This window comes from Cohaesibacter gelatinilyticus, from assembly GCF_900215605.1.
Classification (GTDB): Bacteria; Pseudomonadota; Alphaproteobacteria; order Rhizobiales; family Cohaesibacteraceae; genus Cohaesibacter; species Cohaesibacter gelatinilyticus.
The window spans coordinates 1-16077 of sequence record NZ_OBEL01000005.1; the positions used below are offsets into that span (position 1 = coordinate 1).

The 16077-nt window shown below is 49.8% G+C and carries 12 protein-coding genes; 6 read left to right on the forward strand and 6 right to left on the reverse strand.

The features are described from left to right. Positions 1 to 756: 756 nt before the first annotated feature. The 4 genes from CRO57_RS17780 to torC all read right to left on the reverse strand — a co-directional run bounded on the left by CRO57_RS17780 (position 757) and on the right by torC (position 5932). Positions 757 to 1404 (reverse strand): hypothetical protein, encoded by a 648-nt coding sequence (locus tag CRO57_RS17780; protein ID WP_141401272.1) that lies wholly within the window; start codon positions 1402 to 1404, stop codon positions 757 to 759. Positions 1405 to 1485: 81 nt separating this feature from the next. Then, positions 1486 to 3951, reverse strand: coding sequence for a trimethylamine-N-oxide reductase TorA (gene torA / locus CRO57_RS17790; protein ID WP_097154858.1), 2466 nt, complete (start codon positions 3949 to 3951; stop codon positions 1486 to 1488). A 168-nt stretch (positions 3952 to 4119) separates the two neighbouring features. Then, positions 4120 to 4767: a TorD/DmsD family molecular chaperone gene (locus CRO57_RS17795; RefSeq protein ID WP_170956158.1), complete on the reverse strand. Its 648-nt coding sequence runs from the start codon at positions 4765 to 4767 to the stop codon at positions 4120 to 4122. After that, positions 4760 to 5932: a pentaheme c-type cytochrome TorC gene (gene torC, locus CRO57_RS17800; protein ID WP_097154860.1), complete on the reverse strand. Its 1173-nt coding sequence runs from the start codon at positions 5930 to 5932 to the stop codon at positions 4760 to 4762. Before torC ends, CRO57_RS17795 begins: the two co-directional genes overlap by 8 nt. A gap of 146 nt (positions 5933 to 6078) precedes the next feature. Here torC and CRO57_RS17805 point away from each other — a divergent pair, with 146 nt between their 5' ends. After that, positions 6079 to 6792: a response regulator gene (locus CRO57_RS17805; RefSeq protein ID WP_097154861.1), complete on the forward strand. Its 714-nt coding sequence runs from the start codon at positions 6079 to 6081 to the stop codon at positions 6790 to 6792. Between the two features lie 29 nt (positions 6793 to 6821). Here CRO57_RS17805 and CRO57_RS17810 read toward each other — a convergent pair whose 3' ends face one another. Then, entirely contained in the window at positions 6822 to 9179 is a 2358-nt protein-coding gene (locus tag CRO57_RS17810; RefSeq protein ID WP_097154862.1) for an ATP-binding protein, read from the reverse strand. Positions 9180 to 9338: 159 nt separating this feature from the next. After that, positions 9339 to 10292, reverse strand: coding sequence for a LysR family transcriptional regulator (locus tag CRO57_RS17815; protein WP_097154863.1), 954 nt, complete (start codon positions 10290 to 10292; stop codon positions 9339 to 9341). Between the two features lie 224 nt (positions 10293 to 10516). Here CRO57_RS17815 and CRO57_RS17820 point away from each other — a divergent pair, with 224 nt between their 5' ends. From CRO57_RS17820 to CRO57_RS17845, 5 genes are all read left to right on the forward strand, one after another. Continuing rightward, complete coding sequence (locus CRO57_RS17820) at positions 10517 to 12124, forward strand: ABC transporter substrate-binding protein (RefSeq protein WP_097154864.1); 1608 nt, start codon at positions 10517 to 10519, stop codon at positions 12122 to 12124. Positions 12125 to 12391: 267 nt separating this feature from the next. Continuing rightward, positions 12392 to 13393 carry an ABC transporter permease gene (locus CRO57_RS17830; RefSeq protein ID WP_097154866.1) on the forward strand — a complete coding sequence of 334 codons (1002 nt, stop codon included), beginning with the start codon at positions 12392 to 12394 and terminating at the stop codon, positions 13391 to 13393. Beyond that, on the forward strand, positions 13393 to 14322 hold the full coding sequence (locus tag CRO57_RS17835; protein ID WP_097154867.1) for an ABC transporter permease: 930 nt from the start codon (positions 13393 to 13395) through the stop codon (positions 14320 to 14322). Before CRO57_RS17830 ends, CRO57_RS17835 begins: the two co-directional genes overlap by 1 nt. Next, complete coding sequence (locus tag CRO57_RS17840) at positions 14322 to 15236, forward strand: ABC transporter ATP-binding protein (protein WP_244580143.1); 915 nt, start codon at positions 14322 to 14324, stop codon at positions 15234 to 15236. The genes CRO57_RS17835 and CRO57_RS17840 overlap by 1 nt, the downstream gene beginning before the upstream one ends. Continuing rightward, positions 15233 to 16009: an ABC transporter ATP-binding protein gene (locus CRO57_RS17845; RefSeq protein ID WP_097154868.1), complete on the forward strand. Its 777-nt coding sequence runs from the start codon at positions 15233 to 15235 to the stop codon at positions 16007 to 16009. Before CRO57_RS17840 ends, CRO57_RS17845 begins: the two co-directional genes overlap by 4 nt. The last annotated feature ends 68 nt before the right edge of the window (positions 16010 to 16077 follow it).

Genomic DNA, 16077 nt, shown 5'->3' on the forward strand with positions numbered 1-16077 from the left:
ATGAAAAAGGCCTCATAGAAGACCGCACTCGATTTACTTGGCTTATAATCAGAAAACGCTTGCATCACGGACGGCAACCATAGAAGTGGTTTAGTCGTGTGATTTGCCTTCGGTTTGTCCGTTTGAGCACGTCATCAGCTAGTGGGCAAAAATAAACTTTTCCATTGTATTTGCACCAATCCCAGCGTTCTTCACACCCAGACGAACTGGGGCTGAAGAGTGCATCATGTTGGTACATTTTACAGTGCACATATAGTATCTAAGCTAGGTATCACATGCGTTCTCTCTTGACTAACGTATTGAACAAATTAACAAAAAGTGATAACGGTTACACCGCAGGAGATCATCAAGGTTTTCTCTGTCTCTCCGCCATCTTGTCTTTCGTCCTGCCATCGACCAACCCAAGGCGCTTGGGCTTTGAGTTTGAACCTTGTTCTTCACTCTCCACTATCTGCGACAAGATGGCAAAAGCTGAATATCCTCTCACAATTCAATAGCTTGATTTGACTGTTATGATGTATTTTTGAATGCATCAAGCATCAATGCCCGCTCGAAAATTCAGGCACATTCTGTCGTGTCTGTGCTGTGATTCCATGCGGAAATTCTTCAAATACAGAATTTGCCCCGCCCTTTTGCGCGCAAATGCCTCGTGCCCGGGTGAGGGATTGTTTGGAGTGGTCATCTATTATTCTGCTGACTAGTAATGGTCTTAAGGGGCATCCATGGAATTGGCTTGGAGTTTGTCCAACGGTATTTCTAATGTCCGTCTGTAATATCCATGGCCCGGTATTGCAGAAATTTCAGGATTTTGCGTTGCTTGGCTTTGGGCAATCCGGTTCTGGGACCCATGACCTTGATGTGGCTGCCCCATTGATTGACAGTATAATGGTGCGGGATTCTCAGTTGATGGCACTTGTTGCAATTGGTCGTGAAAAGTGTTTCTGCCTCGATCCATAGGGATGTATCGCTCGAGACGAGGCTATCGCTTTTGATCCAGCCTTGAAAGGCAGCCTGTATCCAAAGCAAATCCGTGTCCGGATCTTGCCATCGCGAGAGTTCAATCATGCGAGATGTTGCCGATTTTTTGAGAACAAGATCGATGATCCGTTTACCGGGTTTCGCATAGAGAACCCGTTTTGCCCCTGATTGGTGCCAGCCGGTTATTTCAAGCAAGCTTTCGTCATTGCGCTGCGTCAGCACTTTCACTCGGGCTGCAAACATGACCCGACCTGCGGTTTTTTGTGCACCATCGATGCGGATGCTGGTCTCATGGCGGACGAAAGAAGACAATGTTGGAACCTGCTCTGCGCAAACTGATTGCATTGGAAAAACAGAGAATGTCAGGAACAAACCGATCATACGGAATGCTGGGGGAAGAGCTGATGGGTGCAGAAGGAGTGACATTGCAACACTTCCTGATCAAGAGAAATGACAAGGGGGATCGAATGATCCCCCTTGCTGCCGGTTTTGGAGGACGTGGCATATTCAAGCTTCTTTTGGTGTCTTGAATACCTTGACCTCGGGGAGCCCACCTACATATTTCTCGACATCTGCTATGCCGGTATGTCCACAATTGCCTTGGGCAAGTTTGGATGTACCCAGATCTGGCGTCAGGCAATTCACATCACCATATGCATCAAGGCTACCGGCCTGTCCTGCATCCACAGGATCAAACCAACCCCCTTCATAGACCCGAATGACACCGGGGCGAATATCATCGCTTACAATGGCGCCAGTCAGGATCTGGCCGCGATCGTTGAACACGCGCACCACGTCACCGGATGCGATACCACGCGTCTTGGCGTCCTCGGTATTGATCACACATGGTTCGCGATCGGCAATTGCATACCCTTCGCGCAAGATGGTTCCGCAAAGCTGTGAGTGCAGGCGATCTTGCGGATGACCGGAATTGATATGCAGTGGATATTTGGCATCCGGTCCGTCAATGCGCTCAATTGGCTCCATCCAGGTTGGATGTGGGGGGCAATCATCATAGCCCATTTTTTCAATATTCTTGGAATAGATCTCGATCTTGCCGGAAGGCGTTCCAAGAGGTTCAAGAAGTGGATCTTCCCGATAATCGGCATAACGCACAAAGGCTTTTGCCTCATCTGTTGCTGGAAATTCGACAATACCCTCTTTCCAGAAACTCTCGAAATCCGGAACTTCGATATTCTTTGCTTCTCCCTGCTTCACGGCTTCATCATAGAAGGACTTGATCCATTCCAACTCGTCCTTGCCTTCGGTGAAAGCATCTTTCTTGCCAAGGCGGTCGGCGATTTCGGCAAAGATATCAAAGTCATTGCGGGCTTCGAAGACAGGGTCGATAACCTTCTTCATCGCCAGAATGGCTTTCAGCGAATAATCACCGATATGCTCGATATCATTGCGCTCGTAAGACGTGGTAGCCGGAAGAACAATGTCGGCATGACGGGCTGTTGCGGTCCATTGGAAGTCCTGAACAACCACCGTTTCCAGCTTTTGCCAGGCTTTGATCATCCGATTCCGATCCTGATGATGTGCAAATGGGTTGCCGCCGGTCCAGTAGACCATTTTGACATCGGGGAACTTGGAGCGGGTGCCATTGAAATCAAAATCTGCGCCCGGATTTTCCAGCATCTCGACCACGCGAGCCAACGGAATGGAGGCAGCACCGGCATTGGTGAGCCATGCGGCACCTTCGACAGCCTTGCCGCCATCCGTGATACCCGGAAGAACAGGGCTGTTTGCGGATGGGGTGCCACCATTGGCATAATGATAACTCAAGCCAAAACCACCACCGGGCAAACCAATCTGACCCAGCATTGAAGCAAGGGTTACAAGCATCCAATGGCTCTGTTCACCATGATGTTGACGCTGGATGGACCAACCGCTGGACAGCATGGTGCGGTTGGTTTGGAACAAACGGGCCAACTCTTTGATTTGATCGGCTGGAAGGCCGCTGATTTCTGAAGCCCATTCCGCGCTCTTGGCAATACCGTCGCTTTCACCGGTCAAGTATGGCACGAACTTGTCGAAGCCTGCGGTATATTCATCCAGGAAATCGACGTCGTGGAGCTCTTCAGTATAAAGGGTGTGGGCCATACCGAGCATGATGGCAACATCTGTATGCGGTTTTGGAGCGATCCATTCCGCATCAAAGAATTTGGCAGTTTCCGTCCGAATAGGGTCGATACAAATAACTTTCTTGCCCGTTTTCTTGAATGCTTCAAGATAGGCATAGCTATCATGATCGGCCACGGTCCAGCCGATCTGATTGGTCTTGATCGGGTCGGCACCCCAGAAGACGAGGACATCTGTGCTTTCAATGACAACTGGCCAAACGGTTTGTTGTTCATAGACTTCAAGGGTTCCCATGACATGCGGCATGATGACCTGTGAGGCACCGGTTGAATAATCACCCGAGCTGTTTACGAAGGCACCATCCATCCCGACATTGAGTGCACGACGCAGCAGGCTTTGACAATTGTGAAGGCGGCCGGAACTCTTCCAACCATAAGAGCCTGCAAAGGTGCCTGCCTGCCCGTATTTTTCGCGCACACGCTTCAATTCACCAACAACCAGATCAAGGGCTTTGTCCCAGGAGACCCGGACGAAATCATCTTTGCCGCGTCCTGCAACATCGCTACCAGGGCCGCCTTCAAGATAAGCACGGCGCACCATTGGATATTTGATACGGGTTGGTGAATAAACGGAATCAAGGATACCGGCCAATTGTTTGGACGGATGTGGATCCCCTTCCCAAGGTTTGATTTCGGTCCAACGACCATCCTTGACGACAGCGCGGAAGGCCCCCCAGTGCGAGCCGGTCAGAACCTCGCCATCGGATACGGCAGCGCGGGCAAAGCCAGGCATCAGAATGGAAGGAGCAAAGACACCTACAGCACCAAGCGCAGTTGCACCTCTTAAGAAATCACGGCGAGATTTGTAAAATCCATTGAGTTTCGACATCTCTGCTACCCCTTTAGTTTGCAGATGGATATGAGGCAGGGACTGATCAAAAGAGCGTGTGATGAGCCTTCTGCATCGCAGTAATTCCTGTCTAAAGCCTAGGTGTAAATGGCGTTCGCGAATGGCTTAAACAGGATGTAAAATCGCGTAAATGTAATGTAAACGTGGCTAGTTTTTAGGTTTCTGGAGATCGGCAAGCTGAATGTGCAAGGCATCTCGTTGATCTTTGAGCCAGCCCACAAGAGAGACAGCTGCCGTGCCATAAAATCCTTCCTGATCATGTGCTTTGCAGGCACATGCAAAATCCGCTACCCAGACAAGCAAGTGATTTTCCAGGAATGCCAATTCTTTATCCGTGCTTCCTTGCTCACACAGATGGGCAAGCAAGGAGAGCTGAATGGCCAGATGATCTGCTGGCTCGGATGCCAACAATCCAGGCGACAGATCATTGGCCAGCAGCAGGGCTTCCATTTTGCTGGCAGGGGCCTGATAAAGTCGGCCTGTCGTACCGGTGAAGGCCGATTCATAAGGCGGAACCGATTTCTTGCCACCACTGCCAAGAAACAGGAAGGCAAAAGACGATGCCAATGAGTTGACGATTGAAGAGATCGGATCAGCTTTTTGAGCATATTCACGCAAGGCTTGCGCTGTAGGAGCGATCGCTGCAATTTCCTTCATTTCTGCAAGCAAACCTTGCCCCGTATCTGTGCGATAGAGAGCCAGAGTGGTCTCATCAATTTCCTTCGCAAACAGATTGGCAAACCATTTGTAGAGAAAGATCCGCTTTGCTTGATCATCCACGATATGATTATCCATGATGCGCTGCGCCTCCGGTGTCTTTCGCATGGAACTGAAGATATTTTTGCAAGAAGCGATATTGTTCTTTATCGAGTGAAATGAAGCGCTTCATGGCTTTCAGAATGCCGATCCACTGGTTGGCAAGATTGTGACCCGGGTCGGGGCGGGAATGGCAGGTCGCACAGCTGGCGCTATACATTTCATCCGCATAGGACCAAAGCTGCTTCTTGTCAGCCAGCAGGTCATCCCTTGTGACCCATGCTTCAAGGGAAACCTGATGCCAAACAAGTTCGGTGTCTTCATCAGTTTCCGTCTTGATGCGTTTGATTTTGTCGATACTTTGTTTGCCAAGTGTTGCGGAGAAGATGCGTTGGCCACGCAAGGCGTAAATTACTCTGTCAACTTGGTCCTGTTGCCAGCCTTTAAGAGCAATCTTGACCAGATCACCATTTCTATCGAGAACTTCGACATCGGTAGCTGCCAGTAATTTACCTCCGGTTTTCCCTTGTTTTTGTGCGCTGTCCTCGTTGAGATAGAAGGACTTGGTTTGCAGCGTGACCAGATGATCGGATTTGTCGGCATCTGTTTTGGCCTGGATCACCAGATCCTCAAACAGGCGTTTATAACCTTGAGACATATCAGGCAATTTGTGGGCAATGCCTTTGTGGCATGAGATACAGGTCTGGTTTTCAGCCATCCCCTTCTTCATTTGCTTTGCCGCTTTTTCATGCTGCTTGTCAAAATCCATGGCATCCCAGGAATGACAATTGCGGCATTCGCGCGAGTCATTGGCTTCCATTTCCGCCCAAACTCTTTGCGCCATTTCCAGCCGGTGAGATTCAAATTTTTCCTTGGTATCAATAGTACCTATCACCTTGTGATAGACTTCCTTGGATGCCTTGATCTTGCGAACCGTCTTATGAAACCAGTCTTTGGGAACATGGCAATCCGAGCAAATGGCCCTGACGCCTGAAGGATTTGAATAGTGCACGGTCTTTTTGTATTCTTGGTACACATTGTCTTCCATTTCATGACAGGATGTGCAGAATTCCAGGCTGTTGGTCACTTCCATCGCGGTGTTGAAACCACCCCAGAAAATAATGCCGAAGGAAAATGCGCCAACCAGCAAGACACCGATTGGATAGATCGATGTTTTGCTCCACAATGCTTTCCATAATTTCATGATGACATCTCCTTGCTCCAGCCATCCGAGGATTTTGTTGCTGACAAGAGATGTAAATGAGCGTTGTAAATGCCGTTCCGGACAAATATGAATGGTCTGTAGAATGCTTGTAAACGGATTGTAAAAAACGATCCTCAGGAACCAGAATGATAGAGAAAGCGCATATCCTTGTTGTCGAGGATGAATTGACCAGCCGCTTGACGCTCGCAGGATATTTCGAGAAGGAGGGCTACCGGATCTCCACGGCAGAAAATGGTCAACAGATGCGAGCCGCCTTTGAAAAAGGTGATATCGATCTCATCATGCTCGATATTCGTTTGCCGGACGAGGACGGTTTGACGCTATTGAGAGATGTTCGGCGCGCTTCTGATATTGGCGTTATCATGGTCACCAGCAAAAGCGATGATGTTGATCGCATTGTCGCCTTGGAAATGGGTGCTGACGACTATGTGATAAAACCGTTCAATCCGCGCGAGCTTCTAGCGAGAACCAAAAATCTTCTCAGACGCCTGAATGCCGCCAAACCAGCCAAACCCGAGAGTAGGCAATTGCAGTTCGAGGGTTGGACACTTGACCTCGATCAGCGATCATTGACCAATCATGATGGGCAAGGTGTTCGCCTCACCAGAGGCGAGTTTGAGCTTCTGGCAGCTCTTGTTTCCAACAAGGGACGCGTTCTGACCAGAGACAGCCTGCTCGATCATCTCAATCACCGCGATTGGGATCCGACAGACCGCACGGTTGATGTGTTGGTTGGTCGCGTGAGGAAAAAAATTGAGCCAGATCCCAAAGATCCTGTCTTCATCATCACAGTTCATGGGATTGGCTATCTTTTTACGGGTGGCTCCAAACGCCATTAGCTTGGTGACCAATCAGACTTGGCTGCTGGCTATCGCCAGGATTGATTGATGTATTCGACAGCCTGAACATGGGCATCCTGGATTTTCTTGACCATCAGATGAGCGCGGTCAGTTTGATTCTGATCGATCATGCTTTCCAGATCCGAGGCAAGATCTGCCAAATAGGACATGCCAACATTCCGTGAGGCGCTTTTCAAGGAATGGGCTGACCGTCCGGCAAGGCTCAGATCTCCGGTTTGAAGGCCTGTCTGCAGGCTTTTGATCAGATCGCGAGAAGATGTGTGAAACGCTTCCAGTATGGAAAGAGCGGTTTTCTCACCCAATAGTTCGATATGTTGCTCCATGACACGATCATCACAAAAATCTGCGGTGATCTGAGCCAATGATCGTGTGGTTTCCTCCAGCCGATCAGCCAAAAGACAGTCCCGCATCGCTCTCGCCAGATCGTCCTGTGTGAAGGGTTTGGTCAGAAAACCATCTGCGCCTGCTTTGAAACAATCCTCAATTTCGCGGCGAACCACACAGGCGCTGTGAATGATCACCGGTAATTGCGCGATATCTGAATCCTTCGAAGATCTCATGAGTTGTAACAGCTCACGTCCACTGAGGCCCGGCATACGATCATCAAGCAACATCAAGTCAAATTTCTGATCTTTGAGGCGAAGAAGTGCTTGTGACCCATCTTCGGCAACACAGATCCTATGCCCAAGTTTCCTGAGGAACCCCTCGGCAACAATGCGGTTTACCTCATTGTCTTCCACCAATAAAACATGCAGATCGCCGAGCGGCTGATCCGACAGTTCACCGATCAGATTGCTGTCTATTGAAAAAGTACCATCAATGATCGGATAGGAAAAACTGAAGATGCTGCCACCATCGGGATTGGCTGCGCAGCCTATGGTGCCGCCAACGGCATGAACAAGCTTCTTGCAAATTGCCAAGCCCAGACCAGTTCCGCCATAAACGCGACTTGACGCGGTGTTGGGCTGACTGAACGCGTCAAAAAGAGCAGAGTTATCACCTTCAGGCAAGCCAATTCCGGTATCAATTACATCAAACAACAGTTCGTCTGCCTGTCGTTCTGTTGCCAAGGCATATCGCACTTTGACTCGCACCCCGCCGTGATGGGTAAACTTGACTGCATTCCCAACCAGATTGATCAAGATTTGCAACAGCTTGGTCTCGTCGGCATGCAATTTATCCGGGATATCGTCAGAAATATCGAGCTCGATGTTCAGTTTTTTTGATCTGACCTGAGCGATCACTGCGTCGATGACTTGTTTCAAGATTTCTTCAAGATCAAAATCATGCGCTTCGATATCGAGAACGCCGGCTTCGATTTTTGAATAATCAAGAACATCATTCAGAACTGACCTCAGAACATTGCTGGAACTGGTAATACCATTCACAAACTGATGCTGCTGGTTTGACAGATCGGTGTCTTTCAAAAGATCGGCAAGTCCCAGAAGCCCATTCAATGGCGTGCGAATTTCATGGCTCATTACCGCCAGAAAGTCCGACTTTGCCCGGTTTGCGGACTCCGCAAGGTCTCTGGCGCGTTTATGTTCGGTCACATCATTGAGAATCAGGACAGTCCCCAAGAATTTCTCACTGATATCCAGCATTTCCTGTATGCGGACATCAAATATTCGCAGGCCCGAAATGGTAGGTAAACTGATTTCGAAATTGTGTTCATCAGCCGCGCGCTCAAGAATTTGGGTCAACGATCCGATGACTGGATGAGCATGATCGCGGCCATAATAAATTGCACCAGGCTCGCTTCTACCCAGCAGCAGATGATGTGCAGCGTGATTCATATTTTGCGGTTGATTATGCTCATCAAGCAGAATGACAGGATCACGCAAGCTCTCGAATATGGTCAGATATTTGTTTTTTTCATTGGTAACTTGCCGATTATGGCTCTGTATTTCAGCCAGTTTGTCCTCATTGGATGTCATGGCCCATTCAGAGCAAAAGCCAAGTTCGACCAGATCAAAAAACCGCTCGACAAATAGGCGGCTTCCTTCCGGATCCGACAAGTCTGCAGAAAATCTGCGCACGAGATCACAATAAGCGTGCCGATAATATTTGGTCAGACCCAGAAAAAGGTTCAATGTTACTCCACGAGCACGATGCAGGCGGGCTTGTTCAATGCCATATGCAGCAATGGAATTCTCTGTGAAGTCGGCATTGGCCGGAATTTCCGGAGGTGTATCATAGCGTTTCAAGGCCTGCAGCAAAGGTTCGGTCAGGCCACAAATAGAGGCACGCCAAGCTTCCTTCAATGTTGAGGTATGCTCGGTATAACCATTGGCAATTGCATACATGACCACCTGTTCAAGCAGCCAGTCTTCCTTTGCTACTACCAGTTTTTTAAGTGATCCCATGAAACTCTCCTCAGCTGACCCCAGACAACTGACCCAGACAAGAATACAGAACTTTGAGGACAAGGTCCTTGCGCTACGTCATGGAGCAGAAGCTGGGATTTGCTGTGTCCATCTGAATTCAAGTCAGATTCAAAGCAGGAAAGAGAGCCGGAGGCACATTTATGAAGTTACATCTCCATCAAGCCGGTAGCGTTTCAGATGCCCTGCACATGGATCTTTTTGCAAATGAGACCAGATAGTTGAAACCAGAGGAGATGAATTATTACGACTTTTGTAAACCCGTATTTCCAACTCGGTGTCAAATCTACCATCTCCCGCCAGAGTAATTTCTCCAGCCTGAAGACTGTCATGTGCGCTGCAGGTGGGTAGCCACAACATTGTGCGCTCCATGAGCGCCAGTTTTTTCATGAACTCGCAAGTGCCACTTTGTGATGAACACACAAATTTGGGATCCTGAGCAGTCATTTGTGAGAAAATCAGATCCTCAACCTTGGAGAAATATCCAGTCTGGCCATAGCCTACATAGGGCAATCCACTATGGGGTGGTCGGTTGACATCATAGGCCGGGCGGCCTTTTTCATCCATTGCAGTACAAAGATGCATAACATCTGTACCAAGTTTGAGGGATTCAAACTCATGTTGCTCGAGAAAAGCAGGTACCTGTGGATGATAATAGAGCAACACCAGATCAATCTTTCGATCTGACAGCATTTCCACCATTTGGTAAAAATCATAAGTATCCATCGAGACGGAAAAGTTTCCACAGGCTGATTGAATTTGTTCAAGCCATTCTGGCACAAAACTCAGGGCTAGCGTGGTGGCGGAAGCAAGGCGCAGATCAGGTAATCTGCTTGTGTTACGCCTTTGAAATTCCACGCGGTTTAGTTGCAGCTCCTGCAAGACGCTCTGAGCAGTATCCTTGAAGGCCACCCCTTCAGGAGTCAGGGAAACCGGATAGGAGCTGCGATCGATCAAATCAGCTCCCAACCAGTTCTCCAAGGCTTTGATTCGGCGTGAAAATGCAGACTGAGTGATGTATCGCTCCTCTGCTGCTTGCGAGAAACTACCGGTTTTACTCAAGACCAGAAAATCAGTCAGCCAGTTCGTGTCCATTGTCTACTCCATGACCAAATGGGGAAATTTTGGGCAAGTTTGTAATATATGCAAATTTTGCATAACAAGTCTGTTGGTCGATTTCAACTATTGGCGTTAGGCTTAAACAGTCACCTGAATGCTTGACCATCGCTCGAAAAACGAAGCGAAGGCAGTATCAGCTCCGTGCTGGCATCATTGTCAGCGCTTACAAAAGTTGAAAATCATCCTGAGGGAGATCAAGCGTGAATTTTCCATTGACGTTCAAGGGCCTGTCTGTTGCTGCTGTCCTCGCGGCATCAGTCGCCATTCCATCTCTGCCAGCCATGGCAGAAACTCCAAAAGACACCTTCGTGATTGCACGCAACACAGCAGATGCAATTACGCTTGACCCGGCAGAAGTGTTCGAATTCACTGCGGGCCGTATCATTGCCAATATCTATGAGCGCCTCTTCTTCTTCGAGCCGGGTGATCTGACCAAGCTGGTCGGCGGCATTGCCGAATCCTACAAGTTTTCTGATGACGGCAAGAAAATCACCGTCAAATTGCGCCCGGGTCTGACTTTCCATTCCGGCAACCCTGTCACCTCCGCTGATGTAGCTTATTCACTCGCGCGTGCAGTCAAACTCGACAAGACCCCAGCATTCATCATCAAGCAGATTGGCTGGACCAAGGATAATGTCGATGAAGCTGTCAAAGCCATTGACCCGATGACTGTTGAGATCAACATCCTTGCTGATATGTCTCCAGCCTTGGTTCTCAACCTGCTTTCTGCCAGTGTGGCCTCCATCGTCGACATGAAGGAAGTTGAAGCTCATGCAGTTGACGGCGATATGGGCTATGCATGGTTGAAGGATCACTCTGCTGGTTCAGGCGCTTACAAGCTGAAAAGCTGGAAAGCCAACGAACTTGTCATGCTCGAAGCATTCGACAAATTCCGCTATGGCAAGCCACCAATGAAGCGCGTGGTCATTCGTCACGTGGCTGAACCATCTGCACAACGCCTGCTTCTTGAAAAAGGTGACGTGGATGCTGCAATGGAGCTTACCTCCGATCAGCTTAAAGGTTTGGCTGGCAATGCGGACGTCAAGCCAATGTCCTATCCGAAGGGCTACTTGATGTATCTGGCTACCAACATGGAGCATCCCGTGCTTTCCAAGCCGAAAGTGCGTGAAGCGCTCAACTATCTGGTAGATTATGAAGGCATGGTTGGTTCCATTCTTGACGGCCAATACAAGATCCACCAGAGCTTCTGGCCATCAGGCATGTGGGCAGCGTCCATGGACACTCCTTACAGCTACGACATGGACAAAGCGAAGGCGCTGATGGCTGAAGCTGGTGTCGAACCGGGCACCAAGATCACCATCGATACACTGAACAAATCTCCGTTCAAGGAAGTTGCGCAAAGCGTACAGGCCAGCCTGAAAACTCTTGGCATCGAATCCGAGATCATTCTGTCTGACGGTAAAACCCTGTGGCCAAAATATCGTGCTCGCAAGCATGAGCTGATCGTGGCTCGTTGGGGTCCGGATTATTCCGATCCACATTCCAACGCCGATGCATTTGCTCACAACCCGGACAATCGCTTCGAAGCGAAACTAACCGGCAAGTTGACTTGGCGTAATGCTTGGGATGCGAAAGGTTTGACCGAGCTGACCAATCAGGCCGCTGCCGAGTCCGATCCTGCAAAACGTGAAGCAATCTACGCTGACCTGCAGAAAAGGGTACGTGAGGATTCTCCGTTCACCATCATGTTCCAGGCGATCGGTACTTACGGTCAGCGGGCAAACGTCAAAGACTTTGTCAACGGCGTAACCTCAGATCAGGCCTATTACTGGACGGTTACCAAATAAGCCGACATTCTGGCATCCACGCGGATTTTTCTGCGTGGATGCATTTGTTCAGTGTGCGAACTTTGCCTGACAATACATGCATCAGCAGAGTGAACGCGCACCACTTCGTGCATGTTCGGTTTCAAACCATCCCTGATGAGAAGAGGATGAGAAGCTGGCAAATGCACCAAAAGGCAAATGAGAAAATCTTGCTGCAGGATTGCCTGAATGACTGACAGTTCCACCATAAAAAGCGCGCCAACAGACCTCACTCCCTATTGGAGTGTGATGAAAAAGATCGCTGGCGGCATCGCCATGCTGCTGCTTACCTTCATCGGTCTGACCGCTGTGACCTTTATTATTGGTCGCATCATGCCCAATGACCCCGTTGTTGCCATAGTTGGCGATCGGGCGTCAAAAGAAGTCTATGAAGCAATGTATATCCAGCTTGGGCTGGACAAGCCGATTTGGCAACAATATCTGATTTTCCTTGGCAATGTTCTCCAGGGAGATTTCGGTAGGTCTGTGATGACCACCAGACCTGTGCTGGAAGATATCAAACGCTTCTTTCCCGCAACACTGGAGCTCGCAACAATCGCGACACTTGTCGGGATTATTATTGGTGTGCCTGCCGGGGTGCTGGCTGCGGTTCGGCAAGGTAAGCTTATCGATCATATTGTTCGGATTCTTGGGCTCTTGGGCCACTCCATCCCTGTTTTCTGGCTCGGAATGGTGGCGCTGCTGATTTTCTATGCCAAACTCGACTGGGTTGCTGGCCCGGGGCGCATTGATTTTTTCTATGACGGTGTCGTCGATTCCGTAACTGGCGTCATTCTTATCGACTCAGCACTCGCAGGAGAATGGGACGTCTTCCAAAATGCCGTCTCTCACGTTATCTTGCCTGCTTCCATGCTGGCAATCTATTCACTGGCTTATATCGCTCGTATGACCCGCTCCTTCATGCTTGATCAGCTCAATCAGGAATATGTTTTGACGGCAAGGGTCAAGGGGCTGAATGAAGGCGCGGTGATCTGGCATCATGCTTTCCGCAATGTGCTGGTGCAACTCATCACAATCATCGGCCTTACCTATGCCAGCCTTTTGGAAGGTTCGGTTCTGACCGAGACCGTCTTCGCCTGGCCCGGCATTGGCCAATATATCACCAACTCTTTGTTCAACGCTGATATGAATGCGGTGATTGGTGGCACCTTGGTTGTCGGCATCTCCTTTGTCGGTATCAATATGCTGTCCGATATGCTCTACCGAATTGTCGATCCGAGGTCCAAGTGATGAGTGAAACTGCGATCAAACCAAACTCGGGTTTCAAAGCCTGGCTTCTGGCCGACTTTCCCGACAATGCTTTTCAGGCCCGTTGTCAGCGTGCCTATATCAGCTGGTTGAGCTTCAAAACCAACCCCATAGCAATGCTGGGCCTGTTCATCGTGGCATTCCTGTGCTTCGTGGCCCTCTTTGCGCCCTGGATTGCGTCTGGTGATGGAACCACGCAGGATCTGGCCAATCGTCTTCAGCCAGCAAGTGCAGAGCATTGGTTCGGTACGGATGAGCTTGGGCGTGATGTCTTTGATCGGATCGTCTGGGGGTCTCGTATCACGCTTTACATCATCTTCCTCGTGTCGATCATTGTTATGCCGCTCGGCCTGCTCATCGGTACAACAGCTGGCCTGCTGGGAGGCATGGTCGATACAGTTCTGATGCGTGTCACTGATATTTTTCTTGCTTTCCCTCGCCTCATTCTGGCACTGGCCTTTGTTGCAGTGCTCGGACCAGGACTGGAGAATGCGGTTCTCGCAATTGCGCTGACCACCTGGTCGCCCTATGCGAGATTGGCACGTGCGGAAACGCTTACTGTACGCAACAGCGAATATATCATGGCTGCCGAAATCATGGGGGCTTCCAAGATCCGTATTTTGCTTGGCCACATCATGCCCATGTGCCTGTCCTCGACCATTGTACGTCTGACGCTCGATATGGCAGGGATCATCCTGACTGCTGCTGGTCTGGGTTTCCTTGGCCTTGGTGCGCAGCCACCGCTGGCAGAGTGGGGAGCAATGATCGCGACCGGTCGTGATTTCCTGCTTGATCAATGGTGGGTTCCAACCATTCCTGGCATTGCAATTCTGGTGGTCTCTCTGGGCTTCAATCTGCTTGGTGATGGCCTTCGCGATGTGCTTGATCCTCGCAGTTCGGGAGGACATTGATGATGGATGGTGCGAATATGACCAATGCAACTTCGGATCCGTCCGCAGAAAAACCGCTTATCTCGGTTGAAGATCTCCATGTGCGCTTCTCAACACCCAAAGGTCCGGTTCATGCCGTGCGCGGGGTGAGCTTTGATCTTGGCCGAGAGCGGCTCGGAATTGTGGGAGAATCCGGTTCCGGTAAATCCCAGACAGGACGGGCGTTGCTGCGCTTGACTGCGGGTAATGGCAGCATCGAAGCCAAAAAGATGATGTTCGATGGCATGGATTTGATGCAGGCCAACGATAAGACAATGCGGGATATCCGTGGTTCCCGTATTTCCATGATCATGCAGGATCCCAAATATTCACTCAATCCGGTGATGACCGTCGGTGCCCAGATTGCTGAATCCTGCCGCCAGCATGAAGATGTCTCCAAGGCCGAAGCAAAACGTCGGGCTCTGGCTATGCTGGATACGGTTCGCATTCGCGAACCATCGAAAGTCTATAATCTTTATCCGCATCAGGTTTCCGGTGGGATGGGGCAACGCATCATGATCGCCATGATGCTGATCACCAATCCGCAAGTGATGATTGCCGATGAACCCACTTCAGCGCTGGATGTGACCGTTCAGATGCAAGTGCTGTCCTTGCTCGATGATATGGTACGTGAGCGCGGTATGGGACTGGTTTTGATCAGTCACGATCTGCATCTGGTTTCAAGCTTTTGTGACCGGGTTCTGGTCATGTATGGTGGCCGGATCATGGAGGTTCTCGACGCCAAGAACCTTGACAATGCCCAACATCCATACACCAAAGGCTTGCTGAATTGCCTGCCACGTTTGGATGGAGATCACAAGGACCTTCCGGTCCTGAAGCGTGATCCCGCCTGGCTGCAAGAAGATGTGTTGAGTGACAAGGGAGCCGCGTCATGATTACCATTGAGAATCTTGGTATTCAATTTGGCACAGGCCAGAGCGCCATTCGGGCTCTCAAGGACGTAAATCTGCATGTCGGAGAGGGCGAAAGCTACGGTTTGGTTGGTGAGTCAGGATCCGGAAAGTCCACAATTCTAAGGGCTATGGTCGGTATCAATGCACATTGGACCGGCAGAATTGAAGTTGATGGCGAAGAGCTGTCTCACAAGCGCACTGTTGCGTCGCGCAAGCATATGCAGATGGTTTTCCAGGATCCTTATGGCTCACTCCATCCAAGACGTACTATCAATGATACGCTCAAGGAGCCATTGATTATCCATAAGCTGGACAATCACGATGATCGCATTGTCAGTATCCTGGAAGAGGTTGGTCTGGGGCCGGATTATCGTTTTCGCTATCCGCATCAGCTATCCGGCGGTCAACGTCAACGTGTGGCAATCGCACGAGCTTTGATTCTGGAGCCTCGGGTTATCCTTCTGGATGAACCAACCAGCGCGCTTGATGTTTCTGTTCAGGCAGAGATCCTCAATCTGCTCTCGGCTCTTCGAAAGGCCCATGGCCTTACCTACATCATGGTCAGTCATGATCTTGCAGTGGTGGGTCATTTGTGCAGCAAGATAGCTGTCATGAACAGAGGGGAAATCATCGAGGAAATCTCTGAGGAGCAACTGCGTTCCGGTGACGTTTCTCATGATTATACCCGACAGCTATGGACCGCATCGCAAGGCTATGACCGCGCGGCGCTGCAAAGCTTCAAGGAATTTGCTTAAAGCAATTATAGATATCTTCATGCGTTGCCGGATTGAAGACAGGGCAGCGCAACTCATTGTATGAATAG